Source organism: Algoriphagus zhangzhouensis, assembly GCF_900148515.1.
In the GTDB taxonomy this organism is placed as follows: Bacteria; Bacteroidota; Bacteroidia; order Cytophagales; family Cyclobacteriaceae; genus Algoriphagus; species Algoriphagus zhangzhouensis.
Genome location: NZ_FRXN01000001.1, coordinates 1,067,205 through 1,086,792 on the forward strand (window position 1 = coordinate 1,067,205; position 19,588 = coordinate 1,086,792).

The 19,588-nt window shown below is 39.0% G+C and carries 14 protein-coding genes and 1 other RNA gene; 9 read left to right on the forward strand and 6 right to left on the reverse strand.

Going from position 1 to position 19,588, the window contains the following annotated elements:
- Nucleotides 1-145: 145 nt before the first annotated feature.
- Nucleotides 146-2,359 (forward strand): adenylate/guanylate cyclase domain-containing protein, encoded by a 2,214-nt coding sequence (locus BUF13_RS04505; RefSeq protein WP_073570522.1) that lies wholly within the window; start codon nt 146-148, stop codon nt 2,357-2,359.
- Here BUF13_RS04505 and BUF13_RS04510 read toward each other — a convergent pair.
- From BUF13_RS04510 to BUF13_RS04520, 3 genes are all read right to left on the reverse strand, one after another.
- Nucleotides 2,334-3,548: a S8 family peptidase gene (locus BUF13_RS04510; protein WP_166669810.1), complete on the reverse strand. Its 1,215-nt coding sequence runs from the start codon at nt 3,546-3,548 to the stop codon at nt 2,334-2,336. The genes BUF13_RS04505 and BUF13_RS04510 overlap by 26 nt on opposite strands.
- Before the next feature lie 78 nt (nt 3,549-3,626).
- On the reverse strand, nt 3,627-4,982 hold the full coding sequence (locus BUF13_RS04515; protein WP_073570524.1) for a S8 family peptidase: 1,356 nt from the start codon (nt 4,980-4,982) through the stop codon (nt 3,627-3,629).
- A 110-nt stretch (nt 4,983-5,092) separates the two neighbouring features.
- The gene (locus BUF13_RS04520; RefSeq protein WP_073570525.1) at nt 5,093-5,977 is read right to left on the reverse strand and encodes a PPK2 family polyphosphate kinase; all 885 of its coding nucleotides are present in this window, start codon (nt 5,975-5,977) and stop codon (nt 5,093-5,095) included.
- Nucleotides 5,978-6,071: 94 nt separating this feature from the next.
- Between BUF13_RS04520 and BUF13_RS04525 the strand changes: the two genes are divergently transcribed.
- From BUF13_RS04525 to BUF13_RS04540, 4 genes are all read left to right on the forward strand, one after another.
- The gene (locus BUF13_RS04525) at nt 6,072-7,205 is read left to right on the forward strand and encodes an acyltransferase family protein (RefSeq protein ID WP_073570526.1); all 1,134 of its coding nucleotides are present in this window, start codon (nt 6,072-6,074) and stop codon (nt 7,203-7,205) included.
- A 77-nt stretch (nt 7,206-7,282) separates the two neighbouring features.
- On the forward strand, nt 7,283-8,275 hold the full coding sequence (locus BUF13_RS04530; protein WP_073570527.1) for an endonuclease/exonuclease/phosphatase family protein: 993 nt from the start codon (nt 7,283-7,285) through the stop codon (nt 8,273-8,275).
- Nucleotides 8,276-8,289: 14 nt separating this feature from the next.
- Nucleotides 8,290-8,847 (forward strand): DUF4287 domain-containing protein, encoded by a 558-nt coding sequence (locus BUF13_RS04535; protein WP_073570528.1) that lies wholly within the window; start codon nt 8,290-8,292, stop codon nt 8,845-8,847.
- 97 nt (nt 8,848-8,944) lie between these two features.
- The gene (locus tag BUF13_RS04540; RefSeq protein WP_073570529.1) at nt 8,945-11,230 is read left to right on the forward strand and encodes a S9 family peptidase; all 2,286 of its coding nucleotides are present in this window, start codon (nt 8,945-8,947) and stop codon (nt 11,228-11,230) included.
- Nucleotides 11,231-11,237: 7 nt separating this feature from the next.
- Here the strand turns inward: BUF13_RS04540 and BUF13_RS04545 are convergent, their stop codons facing one another.
- Entirely contained in the window at nt 11,238-11,801 is a 564-nt protein-coding gene (locus tag BUF13_RS04545; protein WP_073570530.1) for a DUF3109 family protein, read from the reverse strand.
- A 271-nt stretch (nt 11,802-12,072) separates the two neighbouring features.
- Here BUF13_RS04545 and rnpB point away from each other — a divergent pair.
- Nucleotides 12,073-12,474: RNase P RNA component class A (rnpB, locus tag BUF13_RS04550), an RNA gene on the forward strand.
- 16 nt (nt 12,475-12,490) lie between these two features.
- On the forward strand, nt 12,491-13,648 hold the full coding sequence (locus BUF13_RS04555) for a sigma-54-dependent transcriptional regulator (protein WP_073570531.1): 1,158 nt from the start codon (nt 12,491-12,493) through the stop codon (nt 13,646-13,648).
- A gap of 185 nt (nt 13,649-13,833) precedes the next feature.
- Here BUF13_RS04555 and BUF13_RS04560 read toward each other — a convergent pair whose 3' ends face one another.
- Entirely contained in the window at nt 13,834-14,829 is a 996-nt protein-coding gene (locus BUF13_RS04560; RefSeq protein ID WP_073570532.1) for an acyl-CoA synthetase family protein, read from the reverse strand.
- 65 nt (nt 14,830-14,894) lie between these two features.
- On the opposite strand from BUF13_RS04560, the gene BUF13_RS04565 reads away from it, so the two are divergent.
- Complete coding sequence (locus BUF13_RS04565; protein WP_073570533.1) at nt 14,895-15,566, forward strand: hypothetical protein; 672 nt, start codon at nt 14,895-14,897, stop codon at nt 15,564-15,566.
- Nucleotides 15,567-15,625: 59 nt separating this feature from the next.
- Here the strand turns inward: BUF13_RS04565 and BUF13_RS04570 are convergent, their stop codons facing one another.
- A complete protein-coding gene (locus BUF13_RS04570) occupies nt 15,626-18,040 on the reverse strand; it encodes an alpha-ketoacid dehydrogenase subunit alpha/beta (RefSeq protein WP_073570534.1) in 2,415 nt (804 codons plus the stop codon).
- A gap of 431 nt (nt 18,041-18,471) precedes the next feature.
- On the opposite strand from BUF13_RS04570, the gene ald reads away from it, so the two are divergent.
- On the forward strand, nt 18,472-19,584 hold the full coding sequence (gene ald, locus BUF13_RS04575; protein WP_073570535.1) for an alanine dehydrogenase: 1,113 nt from the start codon (nt 18,472-18,474) through the stop codon (nt 19,582-19,584).
- Nucleotides 19,585-19,588: the final 4 nt, after the last annotated feature.

Below are 19,588 nucleotides of genomic sequence, written 5' to 3' on the forward strand. Positions count from 1 at the left end.
TATAATTATTTCAAGAAATTTGAAAGCAATAAATTTTCATGCAAACCTTGTCCTAAATCTTAAAGAATATTTTTTTCCAGTACTTTTTTGACTAGTTTAAAAGAGCATATCAACAGCCCGAAAGAAATTTTCCATTTGGAAATCTATGAGCCAAGATCATAACAAAAAACAGTCTGTAGTATTTTTCTCAGATATCGTTGGATACACCCGTTTGATGGGTAAAGACGAAGATCGGGCTTTTGCTTTGATGAAAAAAAACTCTGAAATCCATACGGAGGTTCTCAGCAAATTCAGAGGACAAATCATCAAAGAATTGGGAGATGGCATTTTGGCCACATTTGAGACCGTCCCAGAAGCAATACAAGCTAGTATCGAAATCCAGAAGAAAGTCCAAAAAATGGATAATGATGTCCGTATCCGAATCGGACTTCATTGTGGAGAAATCATATTTGATCATGGAGATGTATTCGGTGATGCTGTAAACCTGACCTCAAGAATACAAGGAATTGGTATTCCTTCTTGCTTATTAATTTCAGAAAAAGTCCAGGATCAAATACCTGAAAACTCTGAGTTCAAAACTTTGAAATTGGGGCCTTTTCATCTCAAAAACGTAGAACAAGCAGTACAGCTTTATGCTGTCACCAATAAACCTTGCTCTGTACCTAAGCGCTCTGAAATCATCCAAAACATCAATTACCAAGAGAAAACACCTTGGAAATTCTGGACAATCCTGAGCATCACTTTTATTCTATTGGCATATTTGATTTACTCGATCTTTTGGAATCAAAATATATGGGAAAAAGAAAAATCTGTGGCAGTTCTTCCTTTCAAAGATATCATAACTAACCCTGAGCATGATTTTTTTGCGGAAGCACTAACAGAAGACATCATCTCCCATGTTTCCAAAATTGAAAGCATTAAAGTCATTGATAAAAACGCAGCTTATGAATTCGAAAACAAAGAATCGGATCTAGATTCCATTGCCGAAGTATTAGATGTATCTACAATATTGACAGGAACAGTCCAGTGGATCGGCGAAAGGATTCAAATTAATGTTCAACTGGTTGACCCAATAGAAAACAAAAATCTATGGACCGAAACCTATAACAGGGAAGTGCAGGACCTTTTCAAAGTTCAAACTGAGATTGCTTCCAAAATTGCCACTATTCTTAATAGCAAATTGAGCACTCAAGAGCGGAATCAAATATCAAAAGAGCAAACATCTAATTTTGAAGCCTATAGCTTATTTCTGAAGGGAAAAGAGTATTACGATTACTACGATGGCGACTCATTGGAAAAAGCTGTAGAGCAATTCAAAAAAGCAATTGCATTGGACCCAAATTATGCACAAGCTTATACAGGATTAGCAAGCTGTTATTCTCAATACGCATACTATGGAAAAAAAGGATCTTGGTTGGACTCCAGCTTATTGATAAGTGAAAAAGCACTTGAAATTGACCCATATCTTGAAGAGGCATATGCAGCTAGGGGTTCGGCTTATTATTACAAAGGCCAAATTGGCTTAGCTCAGATCTCATTTGAAAGGGCACGGGCAAATAATCCAAATTTTAGCCCGGCAATTGGGAACCTAGCTACTGTTTACATGACTCAAGGAAAATTGGTCGAGGCAATTCAACTTCAGGCAAAATCCGCATCATTGAATCCAACAAGATATATCCCTATTCAAATCACTGGTTGGATCTATAGGATCCTTGACCAACCAGAGAAAGCCATGGAATGGCTTGAAAGGTCAAATTCTGTATATCCATCGGCTGTTACCAATGAGCAAATGGCATATGTCTTTTTGGAAGAAGGAAACAAAGAGAAAGCACTGAAAGAAATAGATGAAATTCTCAAAATTCAAAATGACACTTCTGGTTATGGTTATATGTCGGCTGGTTACGTTGCCTTTTTCTCAAATGAAGTTGAATATGCCGAAGAGCTTTTAGAAAAATCCTTCAATAAAATCCCAGATAGTATCGACGACCCCTATTACTCTGCCCCTATCTTTCTAGCATATTGCTACAAAGTATCCGGAAAGGATTCATTATATCAGGCCTTTGTCAATCATTCCTTGGAAATAAGACAACCTGCAAATCTAATTACAGATGATGACTCAAACCTTTGGTTTGACTTAGCTCAATTAGAAGCAATAAAAGGCGATAAAGCCAAAGCTTTATCTTATCTGAAAACAGCAATAAATTTTGGCTATAGGGATGATTTCAACATCCTTTTCAATCCAATTTTCAAAGACTGGATCACAGACCCTAAGATGATCCAATTATTAAATGAAATTGATGAAAGTATAGTCGAAATGAATAAAAAACTTCAGACTATCGACCTGCAACGAAATAGGTAACACCTCCAAAATCCACAGAAACTCCCCGGTTAGGGAGGCCTCCTTTCGAATGGATCAATCCAGCCACAAGAGCTCCTGCCATCGATGTGCCAGACATTACATTATAGCTATTCCTTGGAAATGTAGATACCAAAGCATTACCTGGAGCTACCCAATCGATTGGTGGAATTCCAAAATTTGAAAAAGCACTAAAACCACCAATCTCCCCACAACTGAAATCGACAGATGCTACGGTGACTACATTTGGTCCATTGATACAACCCGGTAGGTTGGAATTTGCAAGATTCGCCTCATTTCCTGCGGACATTACAACAAAAACTCCCTTATCCCCCAAATCCATGATTATATCTCTCAAAAATGGTTCAGAGTTTTCACAGTCCATGATCTCCGAAGCACCCAAACTCATCATTACTACATCTCCAGCAACACCAAATTTCTCAACATGATCTAACGCCAAAACTAGGTTAGACCAATTCCCAAATCCATTCCCATCCAATACTTTGATCGGAATGATCTCAGCTCCTGGAGACATACCAGTCACTCCAGGGTTTCCTTGTCCCATCCCAGCAGCCAACCCTGCACAATGTGTTCCATGCCCAGCGAAGTCCTCCAAAGGGCTCTCGCCTGAGATAAATGATGCTGAAAAATTAGGATTCGTACTAACATTGAGATCTGAATGTGTTGCTTCCACTCCAGAGTCAATAATCCAAATCGACGATCTGGATAAACCAGTCGATGAACCTCCCATTAATGGGATTGCGCAGCTGGCTTTTATTGCAGGATCGTATAGCCAATCCCCAAAATTTTCACCTTGCATTCTAGGTCTAGATCCCTGCATGCGTGGACGACTTTGCATTCGAAAGTCTTCAACTACAACCTGTACATTTGGATCATTTCTTAGATTCGAAACCTCATTAGAATTTAGAGAAGCAACAAATCCCACTGCCCCATCTACAAACTTTTTTGCTTGACCTTGCGGTATATTCCTTTGCCTTAAAAACTGATCAAGTTTTGCTATTTTTTGATTCCTACTGGAAGCATTCGAATTAGCTTGTTGCCCTCGATTAGGATTCCTGATTTGATTCTTCCTAATAGGTGCTTCAAAGCTATCCTTGAATACAACTACATAGTTTTTATTTTGTGCAAAAATCAGGGTTGACACCATGATCAACCCTAAAACTAACAGCATTTTTTTCATTATGATCAGCATTAAGTCGTATTCAACTTAATTATAATCATCAAAAAATCCAACGGTTACTTAGAAAAATTAAAAGTTAATTTTCCCGATTTTATAGATAGGATCTGGTCCACCTGCACCATCATTTCCCCTCCTTGTATACCCGAGAATTCCGACCTCTTGATTATGGTATAAAATACCAGAAAATATAGCCGCCGATATAGATGTTCCAGAAACAACAACATATTTTCCTCCAGGGGCAGTTGTAAATATTTGTTCCCCAGGTTCCAAATAATCTATCGAGGGAATTCCATAATTTGAAAAACTTGAAAACCAATAAGTTCCCATCAATGGCATTTCTATAGATCCTATAGTATAGGTCTGCGCTTCGATTCCTGATTGAGAACTGCTTAAATTTACACATCCCGGAAAGTTAGTTGTAGATGAATTCCCATCATTTCCCGCAGACATTACAATGGATATTCCTTTGCCCACCAAACTGGCCAAAAATGAAAATACAGGACCGTTACCACATGGCGCTGATTTTAAATCATACCCCAAACTTAAATTGACTATATCTCTTTGGGAACCGTATTGATACACATATTCAAGGGCTGATTTCATCAAAGAGGTATTTGATTTCCCCTTTTTATCAAAGACTTTCAACGACACCATTTTAGCTCCTGGGTAAACCCCATTTACACCATAGCCTTCTTCGAATTCTGGCTCACTAGATGCAATTCCCCCAATCACACCTGCCAAAAAAGTCCCATGTCCAATACTATCAATAAATGGATTTTTGCCGCTGTTCGCAAAATCCTTTGATAAAGTATCTTCTGGAAAAAATATTTTAATATCCTGATGAGATGAATCTATCCCAGTATCGATTATCCATACTCTGTGACTCGGATTGTCTCCTTGCGGTTCTCCCCCTCCTATTCGCTGAACCATGATACTTGATTTTCCAATAGAATCATACCTCATCTGTTCCTGCATTTGTGGCCTCTTGGCTTGTTCCAAATATTCAGTCTGCATGATTGGACGCTTGGCTTGGATTTCAATACTCTGAGTTAGTTCGTATTCAGAGTTATAAGAACTATTTTTCAACTTATTTAATTGACCCAATTTCAAGCCTTTCAAGTAAACAGATACTTCAACTAAAACTCGGATTTGATCATCAGGAACATGAATTGAACTATCAATTCTTGTTATGTATTTCCTGATTGAATCCTTTCTTTGCAAGATTTTTTGGTTGCACTTTGAGTCAGCAAAGCCATTTTGACAATCGTCTTTTTCTGTAATTACATTAAAGCCTGAATTTGACTTAAAAACCATTTCATAGTCATAAAGCAGTTCATCTGGAGGACTAACTTGACTTATTCCTGATTGACCTTTACACGAGAATAGTACAAAACTAACGCAGAATGAAAGAAACAAAGTTTTCATATATTCAAAAGTTAAATATTTAAAAATCAATTATTTAAAAGCTATTGAATATACGAAAAATCTAATTACAACTCTTTAAAAAGCACAAAATTAACTCAAATAGTCCAATATCAATTTTCAGGTTTCGATAGCATTTCTCGGTATTCGCCAAATTTTGCTTTGATCTCATCATCCAATTCAGGCTCTTGAATCCCTTCCAATTTCATCATGGTTTCATGGATAACTTTTGCCACCAATACCCTTGCGGCTTCCTTATCATCCGATGGAATAATGTACCAAGGAGCATAAGAAGTGGACGTCTCGTTGATGGCTTCCTCATAGCATTCCTGATACTTGTCCCAAAGCGCTCTTTCCTTTAAATCTCCAGGAGAAAATTTCCAATTATGCTTTTCATTTTCCAACCTTCGAAGCAATCTGTTTCTTTGCTCTTCTTTACTGAGATGCAAAAAGAATTTGAGGATTACCGTTCCATTTTCAGAGACGTGCTTTTCAAAATTGCGAATCTGCTCAAATCGCTGAGCCCAAAATTCAGGAGTGATATCTTCTACTGAATCTATCCCCGGGATATTCTCTGCCATGATATACTCTGGATGTACACGAGTCACCAAGACATTTTCATAATGAGTTCTATTAAAAACTGAATATTTACCCCTTGCCGGTAAAGCAATGTAATGCCTCCATAGATAATCATGCTTTAATTCGAGTGAAGTAGGTGTTTTAAAACTATGCACCACCACTCCTCTGGGATTGAATTCTTGAAAAACTTCCCTGATCAGACTATCCTTCCCAGCCGTATCCATTCCTTGCAAACAGATTAATACGCCGTACTTGCCATGCGCATACATGGTATCTTGATGTTCGCTTAGTGCTTCTCTCAGATCATTTAATTCCTTTTTTTTCTTTTTTTCTGAAGCTTCGAGGTCTAAATAGGTAGGCCTTTCTGAAAGTTTGACAGTAGTATTAGCGAGAAGAGTTTTTATTTCCACTTTTTTCATTAGTAATCTATTCGATGGCAATTTGAATTGAAAACAAGATAATATTTTATCTTCAAGACTTTAGAAGTAAAAAACTAAATACAAACCACCAATAATGACACAAATCCCTATCAGGTCAGGCCTAGGTAATCGCTACCTTGCTTTGGACGTCCTGCGAGGAATGACTATTGCATTTATGATCATAGTCAATACTCCGGGTTCTTGGGCCAACCTTTACGCTCCCCTTGCCCATGCTCATTGGCACGGGTTTACACCAACAGACCTTGTTTTCCCGACTTTCCTTTTTGTAGTAGGTAATGCTATGAGCTTTGCTATGAAAAAGCTCAATGAGATGGAAAGCTCACAGTTTTTCAAGAAAGTTGGAAAACGAACCCTTCTTATTTTCCTGATTGGATGGCTATTGAATGCCTTTCCATTCTTTGATTATAATGAGGCAGGAGAAATGGTCTTCAAAAATCTAGCAGAAGTTCGTCTTCTAGGCGTATTACAGCGAATTGCATTGGCATATTTCTTTGCTGCCCTTATTCTTTATTATGGCAAAGAAAAAGGAGGATGGATATTCTCAGGAATTGCACTTTTGGGCTATTGGGCGATTATGGCTTTGTTCGGGGACTATACTTTGGAAGGAAATGCAGCGATCAAACTGGATAAAATTCTAATCGGTGAATCTCGCATGTACATGGGTGAAGGACTGCCTTTTGACCCAGAAGGAATTTTGAGTACGCTAACCTCCATTGTCAATGTAATCGGAGGTTATCTGGCAGGGAAATACATCCAGAAAAAAGGAAATACTGCACAAACAGTGAGAATGCTGTTGGTGACTGGAGTGGTATTGATAGCTGGAAGTTATTTATGGGATGTTGTTTTCCCAATCAACAAAAAGATCTGGACTAGCCCATATGTATTATTGACCGTTGGATGGGACCTGATTATCCTTTCTGTATTGATCTTCTTTATTGAGGTCAAGGATTTCAAAGGTTGGACTTATTTCTTTCAGGTTTTCGGAAGAAATCCACTAATGCTTTATATCCTTTCTGGCGTTGTAGTAGAGACCCTGTCTTTGATTCCTATGGGAGACACCAACCTTAAAGGTGCTATTTATGCCACACTTTATACATCTTGGCTTGGTCCCAAACTGGCATCTTTCCTATTTGCAATTAGCTATATGTTAGTGATTTGGTTGATTGGCCTTTGGATGGACAAAAAGAAAATCTACGTAAAAGTCTAAAGCACAAATACTTGATTTTAAGCTTTTGAAGTAAATGATTATCTTATTGAATAATTTTTACTTCAAAAGCTTTTTTTATGGACTTAACTTTTGGTGTTTACAACGTAGAGTGGATGAGAGATCTTTTTGATCTGGATGGGATTCCTCGAATGACACATCAGGAAAAAGAACGAAGCCAACAGCTGGCGGAAGTCATTCAGGCAATTGACCCCGATTTTTTAGGAATAGTTGAAGGGCCCAACACATTGGTAGACCAAAGCAAAACAGCCAGCCAACAGTTGGTCACCTGGACCCAACAATTCATTCCCGGTTCCAATTATCAAGCTATTCATGGCTTCCCTTCTCCCGGTCAACAAGAGTTGTGTGCAATCTTTAAACCTGATAAAGTCAAAGTCCTATTCACTCCTGAAAACGATGTAAAAAAGAGTTTCAAAGAGCCTTTCTTGGTTGACACTACCAATCGCTTGATTCATGAACAATACAAACACTATCGCCCTCCTCTTGAGCTAAGTGTTTTAGATCTCAATGATCAGCTTATCTCAAGAGTTATTGTGGCACACACCAAATCAAAAGGGATTTTTGACCGGGTAGATTACGCCAGATTTGAGCAGCTGTCAGCAAGAGATAGATTAAGACTTTTTGCGGAATGTACTCATATCCGATCCCGGTGTGATGAATACCTTGAAAAAGGACAACCTGTGATCGTCATGGGAGATATCAATGATGGTTTTGAATTGGATTTTTATGAAAATAAATTCAGCAAAAGTGCAGTAGAAATTCTTTTGGGAGATCCTTGGAAGCCTGAGTGGATCCTAAAATCAGTTTTACCCAAACCCAAGCTGAATTCTTATGGTTGGGTTCCCAACTCAGGAAGATTTAGAGATAGAATCACCGGTGACGAATTCAATGTATTGATCGATCATATCTTGGGAAGCCAATCGCTCAATTTCAGTAATGGCAAAGTTTGGAATCCTTATACTGAAAAGGACGATCTGGAAATCCAGGCAATTTCAAATTCTCTAAAAAAAGGATCAGACCATTTCCCTATTTCAGTTACTTTAACAACTTAATAACCCCAAAAACCATGGACGCTGCAACCCAAACCATGATAGCCAACCTTGAAAAAAACACTGGAAAAAGCCTGGATGAATGGGTTACCATTGTCAAAAAAGAAAACTTCCAAAAGCATGGAGAGATTCTCAAATTCCTGAAATCAGATCATGGGTTTACGCATGGATTTGCCAATTTGGTTGCGCATAAAACCCTGAAATCAGACGCAGGATCTGCTTCCGATACCGATGAATTAATCACCAAACAATACAAAGGAAAAGAGCACTTTTTGCCACTATTTGAAAAATTGAAAAAGGAAATTTCAGCATTTGGAAAAGATGTGGAATTTGCTCCAAAAAACGCCTATGTGAGTGTTCGTAGAAAGAAACAATTTGCACTTCTCATTCCAGCTACAAAGACAAGATATGAAGTTGGAGTCAATCTGAAAGGAGAAGAACCCTCCGGCGTTTTGGAAATAGACACCAAATCCAATGGAATGGTCAGTCATAGAATCATGATCGTAAATCCTGAAGAACAATATTGGAGGGAAACTATCGATTGGCTCAAAAAAGCCTATGATGCTGCTGGATAAATAATACCATCTACAAAAACACATCACATTCGGTCAATTTCGAGGATGTTTTCTTAGGTATTTGGGGATAAATTGGCTTCAAATTGAACCTCGACCTATGCTCAAGACTCAGACCTTCAAACCTTTTCATTTCATTCTTTGGATAAGCTTGTCCTTTTGTAGTTTTCAAGCCTTTTCCCAAATCACAGAAGACACCTATCATCGTGCCGAGTATTTTCTCAGTAATAATATCCAAAGGGAAGTGTACCATATGGAGGTTATCCCAAATTGGATTCAAGGAACAGATAAGTTTTGGCATGAAACCTATACCTCAGATGGGAAAAGGTTTTTCATCACAGATATCAACACAAAAGAGACCCAAGAACTATTCGATCACGGACAACTCGCAAAGCTTTTAGCAGAGAAATCTGGAGAAGAAGTAGATGCTACAAACATTCCTATAAATCGATTGAGTGTCAAAGAATCTGAAGAAATCACTTTTAACTTCCAAAATAAAACTTGGACATACAACCTTTCCACAAACGAGCTTTCCTCCTCTCCTGCCAGAGATTTTCCAAATAGGGACTATGCAATATCTCCTGACGGAAAATGGAAAGCTTATGTACAAAACTTCAATCTTTTTGTAGAAAATCAGGAAACTGGAGAAGTCACTCAATTGAGTTTTGATGGACAAAAAAACTATGAATACGCTTCATTCTGGGGTTGGTCAGACATGCTCTACGGTGAAAACGGCACCAGACCAGAGCATTTCACCGGCAGATGGTCTCCTGACTCCAAATATATCCAAACCCAGATTGTTGATTTGAGATTGGCTGAAAAGATGTTCTTGCTTGATTTCAGCCAAGAGGACAAATTCAGACCACAGTTGATGGCTTATTACAGAGGTTCTCCGGGAGATTCAACCGTAGTTAAATACATCCCTGTGCTATTCGATATAGAAAATCAAATTGAAAAGAAATTCCCTAAGCTAACTGGAACTCATTTTACCGGACTCAATTTAAGATGGAGCCCTGATAGCCAAACTCTCAATGGTCTTTATTTCCCTAGGGGTTATAAAGAAATGAGTCTCATAGAATTGGATAGAGACAGCGAAGAAATTCGAAAAGTTTATACTGAATCCTCAGACACTCATATCAATAATGGCCCAATTCTAAGAAGGTTGGAAGACGGCAAGTTCATTATCAGTTCTGACAAGTCAGGATGGAACCATCTTTATCTTTATGATTGGGAAAGCGGAAAAGAAATCAATCCAATCACTAGCGGAGAATATGTTGTGAAAGAACTGGTCTACCTAGACGAGGAAAATGAAACCCTTTATTTCATGGCTTCTGGAAAAGAAAAAGGAATCAACCCTTATTATTCCATGCTTTACAAAGTTGGACTGGATGGATCAGGACTAACACTTTTGACACCAGAAAACTCTTTCCACTCAGTTTCCTTCCAAGATGGAAAAGATTACTTTATCGACAATTATTCCAGAGTTGATCTGCCTACCATTTCGGTAGCAAGGGATTTGAATTCAGGAGAGATTCTTTTCAAAATCTCAGAAGCAGATATTTCCAATTTGGTAAAAAGAGGCTATCAAAGCCCTAAGCAATTTAATGCAATAGCAAAAGATGGAAAAACCACCATTTACGGAATCTACTACCTTCCTACCACTTTCGACAAGAAAAACACCTATCCGATTATCGATTACACCTATACCGGGCCTCACATTGATATTACGCCTAAAACATTCAAATCAGCTTTGATTGGACTTCAGCAACCTAAGGCTGAGTTAGGCTTTGTGGTGGTAACGGTCGATGGCTTGGGAACTGCCGGCCGAGGTAAAGCTTTCAATGACGTTTCTTACAACAATTTGGGAGATGGAACGACTGATCATGTTTTAGCAATCAAAGAATTGGCTTTGCAAAACAAATTCCTGGACATTAACAAAGTAGGGATATTCGGGCATTCAGCTGGAGGTTATGATGCTGCAAGAGCTATGCTTTTACATCCAGATTTTTACAAAGTTGGGGTTGCATCAGCAGGAGATCATGACCATAGAATGGAAAAAGCCTGGTGGCCTGAAATGTACATGGGTTATCCAAGAGGAGATTTTTACCATGAGCAAAGTAACGTCACCAATGCAGCAAACTTAAAAGGTCATCTTTTGCTGGCACACGGAGGAATTGATGAAAATGTGAACCCTTCAGCAACTTTCAAGCTTGCAGAGGCTCTTATTGCTGCCAATAAGGATTTTGATTTGTTTATCTGGCCAAGTCGAAATCACAGTTTCGGAAGAACCAACGGGGACTATTTCACCAAAAAGCGATGGGATTACTTTATCGAACATCTTTTAGGGGAACAACCTATTAGACACTACAAGATCAAAACTGACTAAGATTCAATTAGCCTTCAATTTCCTGAACCAGTTCCTCATACCATGCCTCTCCGTACTTCCTTACCAAGGCATCTTTGAGAAAGCGATATAAAGGAACTTGAAGGCTTTTCCCCAATTGGCAAGCAGGGTCACAAATGTGCCAACGATCATAATTCAATGCTTCAAATTGATCGTATTTGGTCACGCGAATCGGATACATATGACAAGAGATCGGCTTTTTCCAAGAAATCTTTCCATCCAAATACGCCTCTTCAATCCCACATTTTAAGATCCCCCTTTCATCATAAAGTGCATAAGCGCACTCCCGGTTATCGCCGATTGTTGGAGTTCCTTTGTCTCCATCTTTATCAATCACCCAAACGCCCTGTTTTTCTATCACATCACGACCCTCTTGAGTGATATAATCCTTTACAATCGGGTAAATATCCTCCAGGATTTTAGTCTCTTCATCTTCTAGTGGAGCTCCCGCGTCACCTTCGACACAACATGCACCTTTGCATGCTTCTAAGTCGCATACGAAAAAATTTTCCTTGATATCATCCGAAAGGACTGCGTTGCCCACCAAAATCATAGCCTAAGTTTTTTTGCAAAGGTAATCAACCCAATTCAATTGTGAAGGGCAAAAAAAGAACCGCTCCCTTTTTATGGAGAGCGGCTCAACCCAGCACTATGAAGAAAAGCTATGTTAGCTTTCAATTACAGAAACATAAGTTTGGGTAAAAGGTTTACAGACAGAGAGTTTTTTTAGATTTTTTTACAATTGTGGTCATTTTGCCACACAAGGAATCATTCAGATCATAAAAAAATCAGAACTCATTATTCCAAAATCACGTACTTTGCAAAGTGCAAGTCGGCTTGTCGCTGCAAATCTCATGGATTTGGGGAGGAAAGTCCGGGCAACATAGAGCGCCATACTTCCTAACGGGAAGGGTGTCAACTGGCGACGGTTGGCATACAGAAAGTGCCGCAGAAAATATACCGCCCCGATCGCTATCGGGGTAAGGGTGAAAAGGTGGAGTAAGAGCCCACCGCTTCGGCAGTGATGTCGAGGGCATGGCAAACCTTATGGGTTGAAAGATCAAATAGGCCTCGGGCAAAGAGCTGCTCGTTCGATTCTCGATTTTCGAGATTCCGGGGTGGGTAGATCGATGGATCCTGATTGTGAAGTCAGGACTAGATAAATGACAAGCGTCTTCACTTTTTAGTGGAGATTACAGAACCCGGCTTACAGACTTGCACTTTTTCTTTTAACTTAGACCTATGTCAAAAATTCTGATTATCGATGACGAAAAAGTCATCAGATCCACCCTGAGAGAAATACTCGAATACGAAAAATTTGAAGTCAGTGAAGCCCAAGATGGAGAACAAGGACTAGCCAAACTCAAAGAGGAAGATTTTGATTTGGTTCTCTGTGATGTAAAAATGCCCAAAATGGACGGAATTGAGGTTTTGGACCAAGCAAAAGCTTTGGAAAAATCCCCTCAATTCATCATGATCTCGGCACATGGAAGCATTGAAACTGCAGTAGAAGCGACCAAGAAAGGTGCTTTTGATTTCATACCCAAACCACCGGATCTCAATAGATTATTATTGACTGTTCGCAATGCCTTGGACAAAAACAATCTGGTAACTGAAACCAAGGTTCTAAAGAAAAAGCTTTCTAAGAAATTCGATATGGTCGGTGAATCCAAGCCGATTCTCCATGTCAAAGAAACCATAGAAAAAGTAGCTCCAACGGATGCACGAGTTTTGATTACCGGACCAAACGGTACTGGTAAGGAATTAGTAGCTCATTGGATCCATCAGAAAAGCAATCGTTCCGCCAATCCATTTGTAGCTGTGAACTGTGCGGCTATTCCTTCGGAATTGATCGAATCAGAGCTTTTTGGACACGAAAAGGGAGCATTTACCTCTGCACATAAACAACGTGCGGGTAAATTTGAGCAAGCACAAACTGGAACCTTATTTTTGGATGAAATCGGAGACATGTCTCTTTCGGCCCAATCCAAAGTTTTAAGAGCCTTGCAGGAAAACCTGATCAACCGAGTAGGAAGTGACAAGGACATTAAAGTGGATGTTCGCGTTTTGGCAGCGACCAACAAAGACCTTAAAAAAGAAATCGAAGAAGGACGCTTCAGAGAAGATCTATACCACAGATTGAGTGTGATTTTGATCCAAGTTCCGGCTTTGAAAGACAGAAAAGATGATATACCTCTATTGATCGAAAAGTTCCTATCCGACATAGCTGCAGAAAGTGGCGATTCGAAACGTGGAATTACCAAAGAAGCATTGGCAAAACTTCAGGAATTTCCATGGACAGGAAATATCCGAGAATTACGAAATGTAGTAGAAAGGCTAGTGATCTTGGGTGAACCCACGATCAGTCTGGATGATATAAAAAAATATGCTGACTATTGATAGTCAGCATTTTTTTATCCGTTTGATCTTTGCTCAACTGAAGCCTTCGCGTAAGCTGGGCAAGGTTTGCTAGAAGCGCAGGCTCCTAATGCTAATACTCCGATCAATAATGCGATAGTGGCTAATTTTTTCATGAATATATGTTTAGGCTTTTCAAATATGTTTAATTAATCCTTTTTAAGCAATTACTGAACCAGAAGATTGCAGCCTCTGATCTCTGAGTTATCAAATCTACCCAAGACTTCCAACATCCCATTTTCATCATATTTCCCCAAATCCTGGGTTTCAATAAATGAGCAGGAATGAAAATTCCCAAGATCTATCACATTGATCCCACCTTGGGATCTATTGGACCAGGAAAATGGATCATTGACATCTCTCAATAAAACGCGCATACAAGTCGGTAGCGTATACTTCCCCTTTCCCTTTGAGTAGGCTTGAGACATCAATTCAGTCATTCCATACTCAGAATGAATCTCTGGAACCTGAAAATAAGATGTCAAAATATCATGAACTTCTTCTCTGATCATCTCCTTTCTTCTCCCCTTCATACCACCTGTTTCCATGACGATAAGGTTTTGCATTGAAAAAAAATCTTGATTTGATTCTGCTAAATCCAACAGAGCAAAAGTGACTCCCAGCAGCAAAACTTTCTTAGGACCAGTTGCTAGAACCTTCATTTTATCCAAAAGTTCTTCCTGATTATAGAGGTAAAAGCCTGAATGGTCAGAATTGGATTCTTGAATAAAATAATCAGCCATAGCGACAAGGCTACTTCCCCTTCTTTCCAGATACGCCGGCAAAAGTGCCAATACATGAAAGTCCTGTAAACTACCGTACAGATTTTCAAAAAGCCGCTTTGAATGCTCCAAATACCATTTTTGAGACCAGAAATAATGCTTGCTAGTAATCATTCCTGTTGTTCCAGAGCTAGAAAAGAATCCTTCAAACTCTTCTTTTGCTCCTGAAACGACTTGAAAATCCTTAAAAAAACGAATTGGTAAAAAAGGAATTTCTTGTAGCGAATGGATGGATCGGGGCGTTATACTTCTAGCATCCAGATAAGCTTTGTAGATTGGGTTTCGAGAGGATTGGAAATAAAAAATTTCTAAAGCCAGGCTTTCAAAGTCTTCTGACTTTAAATTTGTCACCTTACTCGAAAAACTTTTAAAATCCTGCATCGTTTTATATTTTGCATGTACCCAATCGGGAAAACATTTTTCCGGTTGTAAATTTAACTCACCATATGCGATTGAAAAGTTATTTAGGACTATTCTTTTTAAGTGTTGCCGCAGCATCCTGTGTCAACCCACCTGAAAATTTCCCTTCTACACCTGCTATAACTTTTGAATCTTTGGAATTTGTACCAACGTCTGGGGCTGATTCCTTGATTATTGGTATTGACTTTCAAGATGCAGAAGGAGATTTAGGATTGGCAGCTACTGAAATCGATCCACCTTTCAACTCTGTCAATTATCAGCGTGACGCCGCAGGAAATCTAATAACTTACGGAAATAGACCCCTTGAGGCTCCATCTTACAATCCAATTGACTGGGTAGTTGATCCAATTGTAAATAACCAGATTGTAAAGGACACGATCTGGGTCGTTCAAAACCCAGATCAATACAATATTTTCGTAAAGTTTTTCATAAAGAAAAATGGAACCTTTACTGAGTTCAAATGGCAAGATCCTCCTTATTACACCACATTTAACGGTCGCTTCCCTAGAATTCTTAATTCAGATGAAGGTCAGGCTGTAGAAGGGAATATAAGTTATGGCATGCTTTCTTCAGGTTGGGAGGCTATTTTTAGAAATGACACCATCCGAGTAGACGTCCAAATTCAGGACAGACAACTCAATCGAAGCAATGAGGTATCTAGTCAAGAAGTTACTTTAAAACAGATCACAAGAAATTAAAACATAAAAAAAGAGGCTTTGAAATAATTCATAGCCTCTTTTTTTATCTATCTCTCCCTTTAAATAGCTGGGAATTTTTTAGGATTAGATTCATGCATAATGGCATATACTTTTTCTACCACATCATCTGTACTTGGCTTAGAGAAATAATCTCCATCCGAAGAATAGGCAGGTCTATGTGCCTTTGCTGATAATGTCTGTGGTTCTGAATCCAAATAAGGGAAGATTCTCTGCTCATCCATTACTTGTTGAAGCATATAGGCGGTGGCACCACCTGGTACATCTTCATCTGCAAAAATAACTCTGCTGGTCTTTTTCACAGATTCTCCAATCACACCATGAACATCAAATGGAACTAAGGTTTGCACATCTATTACTTCCACTTCAATTCCGATTTCAGACAATTCTGCTGCTGCTTCCAACACTATTCTGCACATGGAGCCATAAGTCACCACAGTAATATCTGATCCCTCACGAAGAATATCTGGCTTACCCAAAGGAACTGTAAATTCATCCAAATTGGCAGGAAGCTTCTCCTTCAATCTATAGCCATTCAAACATTCGATCATGATTGCAGGATCGTCTGAACTCAAGAGTGTATTATACATACCTGCAGCCTGAGTCATATCTCGAGGTACACAAACTACCATTCCTCTTAAAGAAGAGAGGATCATACCCATCGGTGAACCTGAATGCCACACTCCTTCAAGTCTGTGACCACGGGTTCTAATAATCACAGGAGCCTTCTGGCCTCCTTTAGTTCTATAGTGAAGAGATGCCAAATCATCAGAAAGCATTTGCAAACCATAAAGCAAATAATCCAAGTATTGGATTTCTGCGATAGGTCTCAAACCTCTCAACGCAGCACCTATACCCTGTCCAACAATGGTACATTCACGGATACCGGTATCAGCTACTCTCCATTCTCCATGCTTTGCTTGAAGACCCGCAAAAGCCTGATTCACATCTCCAATTTTCCCTACATCCTCACCAAAAGCGAAGAATTTGGGTTCATTTTCCAGTTTGGTATCAAAATATGCCTGAAGCACTTCTCTACCATCTACTGTTGGAGAGTCTTCTTTGAACTCAGCAGGTACTTCTTTAATATTTAAAACTGACCACTGCGACTCAGAATATAGGTGACTATTGTATCTGTCATGAATATCCTTTTGTCTTTCTTGGTACCAGAATTTCAAAGCATCTTTTTCAGCATTGTGATCATATCTCAGAATCAATAATACCTTTCGAACTGTAGAAATCACATCCTTTCTAATTGGATTGATAGTCTTTTTCAGTTCATCAGCCATTTGATCTAAAACCACTTTTCTGGTACTTCCGTTAGCTGCAGATTTGATCAATTGAACTGCTTCAGCCAATTCCTTCTTGATCTCTGAACTAAAAGCAGTCCAAGCAGCTTCTTTCTCTTTTCTAGCTAAAGCCTTCGCTTCAGCTTCTATTTTATCCAAGGTATCTGCAGTAGCAATACCATTTTCAAGAATATACTCTCTAAACTTCTTGTTACAGTCCCAATCCTTTTCCCACTGCAATCTTTCAGCGGATTTATATCTTTCATGGGAACCAGAAGTACTGTGACCTTGTGGCTGAGTCATTTCTTCCACATGGATCATGACAGGAATATGATCTTTCCTTGCCAATTCACCAGCCTCAAAGAAAGCCTCCATGAGACCTTCGTAATCCCAACCTTTTACATTGATGATTTCAACACCAGGCTTTTCTTCAGTTCTCTGGAATCCAGCCAAAACCTCAGAAATACTTCCTTTTGTAGTATGAAATTCTTGCGGAACCGAAATTCCAAATCCATCATCCCAAATGGCGATCACCATTGGAACTTGCATCACTCCTGCAGCATTGATACTTTCAAAAAACATCCCCTCAGAAGTAGATGCATTTCCGATAGAACCCCATGCTACTTCATTTCCTTGGATAGAAAATTGAGTCAGATGTTTCAGCCCTTTATTTTCTCTATAAACTTTGGAGGCATATGCCAACCCCAAAAGCTTGGGCATCTGAGCAGCTGTCGGGGAAATATCAGCAGCAGAATTATACATTTTAGTCAACTCCTTCCAAGAACCATCTTCATTCAATGATCTTGTGGCAAAGTGACCATTCATCAATCTTCCTGCACTTGCCGGCTCGGCCTCTACATCGGTATGGGCATACAATTGAGCAAAATATTGCTGAACCGAAAGCTCACCCAATGCCATCATAAATGTCTGATCCCGATAATATCCAGATCTAAAATCACCGATTTGGAAAGCTCTGGCCATGGCAATCTGAGCAAGCTCTTTCCCATCACCGAAAATCCCAAATTTGGCTTTGCCCATAAACACCTCTTTTCTACCCATCAAAGAGGCATGTCTGCTAATCATAGCAACTCTAAAGTCCTCTAAAACAGATTGATGATCCCCGAGGTATTTGGGTCGGTTTTTTCTACTGATATCTAGTTCTGCCATTTGAATTGTTTACTAAAGTTACTTGGGTCTATTTGGGCACATTTTTCTATGCAGATCAAAAATAGCCAAATACTTTTTTTTTGCCAATTTAATCAAGACATATTTTCAGACTAAAATTTTGATTTTTGAATAAAAAACAACCTTAAAAAGAATATTATTCCGTCAAACAGTTTTACACTTCTAAAATATTTGAATGATACATAAACTTATTCTTCTGTAAACCAGCTTTTTAGCCAAAATTAATTCTCAGAATTTTCCACTTTTAAAATTTGAATTTTGAAATTTTCATCATCCTCAAAATTTAAAAAGAAATAATCTTTTGAAAATCTATTATTTTCAAAACGAGACCAAATACTATTCTAAAAAATGCATTTAGAATCGTCCCCCCTTACTATCTTTGCCCGCATATATTAAATCCAAATAGACTAGCCATGATTATAGGTGTTCCTAAGGAAATTAAAAACAACGAGAACCGTGTCGCCTTAACCCCAGCGGGTGCCAAAGAATTGGTAAAAAGAGGCCATACTGTTTATGTACAACATACAGCCGGTGAGGGAAGTGGATTCTCTGACGAAATGTATGAGGAAGCGGGTGCCAAAATCCTTCCAACCATCGAAGCAACTTATGAGATCGCTGAGATGATCATGAAGGTGAAGGAGCCAATTGAGCCAGAATATAAATTGATCAAAGAGGATCAATTACTATTCACCTATTTCCACTTTGCTTCTTACGAGCCTCTGACCAAAGCTATGGTTGAAAGCAAATCTGTTTGTCTTGCTTACGAAACTGTTGAAAAAGTTGACAAAAGCCTTCCTTTATTGGTTCCAATGTCTGAAGTGGCTGGTAGAATGGCAGTTCAGAAAGGTGCAAACTACTTAGAGAAACCATTGAAAGGTCGTGGAATCCTATTGGGTGGCGTACCAGGTGTACTTCCAGCAAAAGTATTGATCCTAGGTGGTGGTATCGTTGGTACTCAAGCTGCTTGGATGGCTGCTGGATTAGGTGCTGATGTTACGATTATGGATGTATCTCTTCCTCGTATGAGATATTTGGATGATGTGATGCCTGCAAACGTTAACACCATGATGTCTAACGAATACAATGTACGTGAGATGATCAAATCTGCTGACTTGATCATTGGAGCCGTATTGATCCCAGGTGCTAAAGCTCCTCATTTGATCACCAAAGACATGTTGAAAGACATGAAGCCAGGTACTGTATTGGTTGACGTGGCTGTAGATCAAGGTGGATGTATCGAAACTTGTAAGCCAACTACTCACGAAAATCCTACTTTCATCATTGATGATGTGGTTCATTATTGTGTAGCCAATATGCCAGGTGCTGTACCTTATACTTCTACTTTGGCTTTGACTAATGCTACTCTTCCTTATGCAATCCAATTGGCAGATAAAGGATGGAAAAAAGCAGCTCAGGAAAACAAAGAATTGGTTCCAGGTCTTAATGTGATCCAAGGAGATATCGTTTACAAAGCAGTAGCTGAAGCATTCGATTTACCTTACGTTCCAGTTGAGAAATACCTTTAATCAG

Bases quoted from the DNA above. Each gene is read 5' to 3' on its own strand.
- BUF13_RS04505 (WP_073570522.1), top strand. From the start codon at position 146: ATGAGCCAAGATCATAACAAAAAACAGTCTGTAGTATTTTTCTCAGAT.
- BUF13_RS04525 (WP_073570526.1), top strand. From the start codon at position 6,072: ATGACACAAATCCCTATCAGGTCAGGCCTAGGTAATCGCTACCTTGCT.
- BUF13_RS04540 (WP_073570529.1), top strand. From the start codon at position 8,945: ATGCTCAAGACTCAGACCTTCAAACCTTTTCATTTCATTCTTTGGATA.
- BUF13_RS04535 (WP_073570528.1), top strand. From the start codon at position 8,290: ATGGACGCTGCAACCCAAACCATGATAGCCAACCTTGAAAAAAACACT.
- BUF13_RS04515 (WP_073570524.1), bottom strand. From the start codon at position 4,982: ATGAAAACTTTGTTTCTTTCATTCTGCGTTAGTTTTGTACTATTCTCG.
- BUF13_RS04510 (WP_166669810.1), bottom strand. From the start codon at position 3,548: ATGCTGTTAGTTTTAGGGTTGATCATGGTGTCAACCCTGATTTTTGCA.
- BUF13_RS04570 (WP_073570534.1), bottom strand. From the start codon at position 18,040: ATGGCAGAACTAGATATCAGTAGAAAAAACCGACCCAAATACCTCGGG.
- BUF13_RS04555 (WP_073570531.1), top strand. From the start codon at position 12,491: ATGTCAAAAATTCTGATTATCGATGACGAAAAAGTCATCAGATCCACC.
- BUF13_RS04545 (WP_073570530.1), bottom strand. From the start codon at position 11,801: ATGATTTTGGTGGGCAACGCAGTCCTTTCGGATGATATCAAGGAAAAT.
- ald (WP_073570535.1), top strand. From the start codon at position 18,472: ATGATTATAGGTGTTCCTAAGGAAATTAAAAACAACGAGAACCGTGTC.
- BUF13_RS04560 (WP_073570532.1), bottom strand. From the start codon at position 14,829: ATGCAGGATTTTAAAAGTTTTTCGAGTAAGGTGACAAATTTAAAGTCA.
- BUF13_RS04520 (WP_073570525.1), bottom strand. From the start codon at position 5,977: ATGAAAAAAGTGGAAATAAAAACTCTTCTCGCTAATACTACTGTCAAA.
- BUF13_RS04565 (WP_073570533.1), top strand. From the start codon at position 14,895: ATGCGATTGAAAAGTTATTTAGGACTATTCTTTTTAAGTGTTGCCGCA.
- BUF13_RS04530 (WP_073570527.1), top strand. From the start codon at position 7,283: ATGGACTTAACTTTTGGTGTTTACAACGTAGAGTGGATGAGAGATCTT.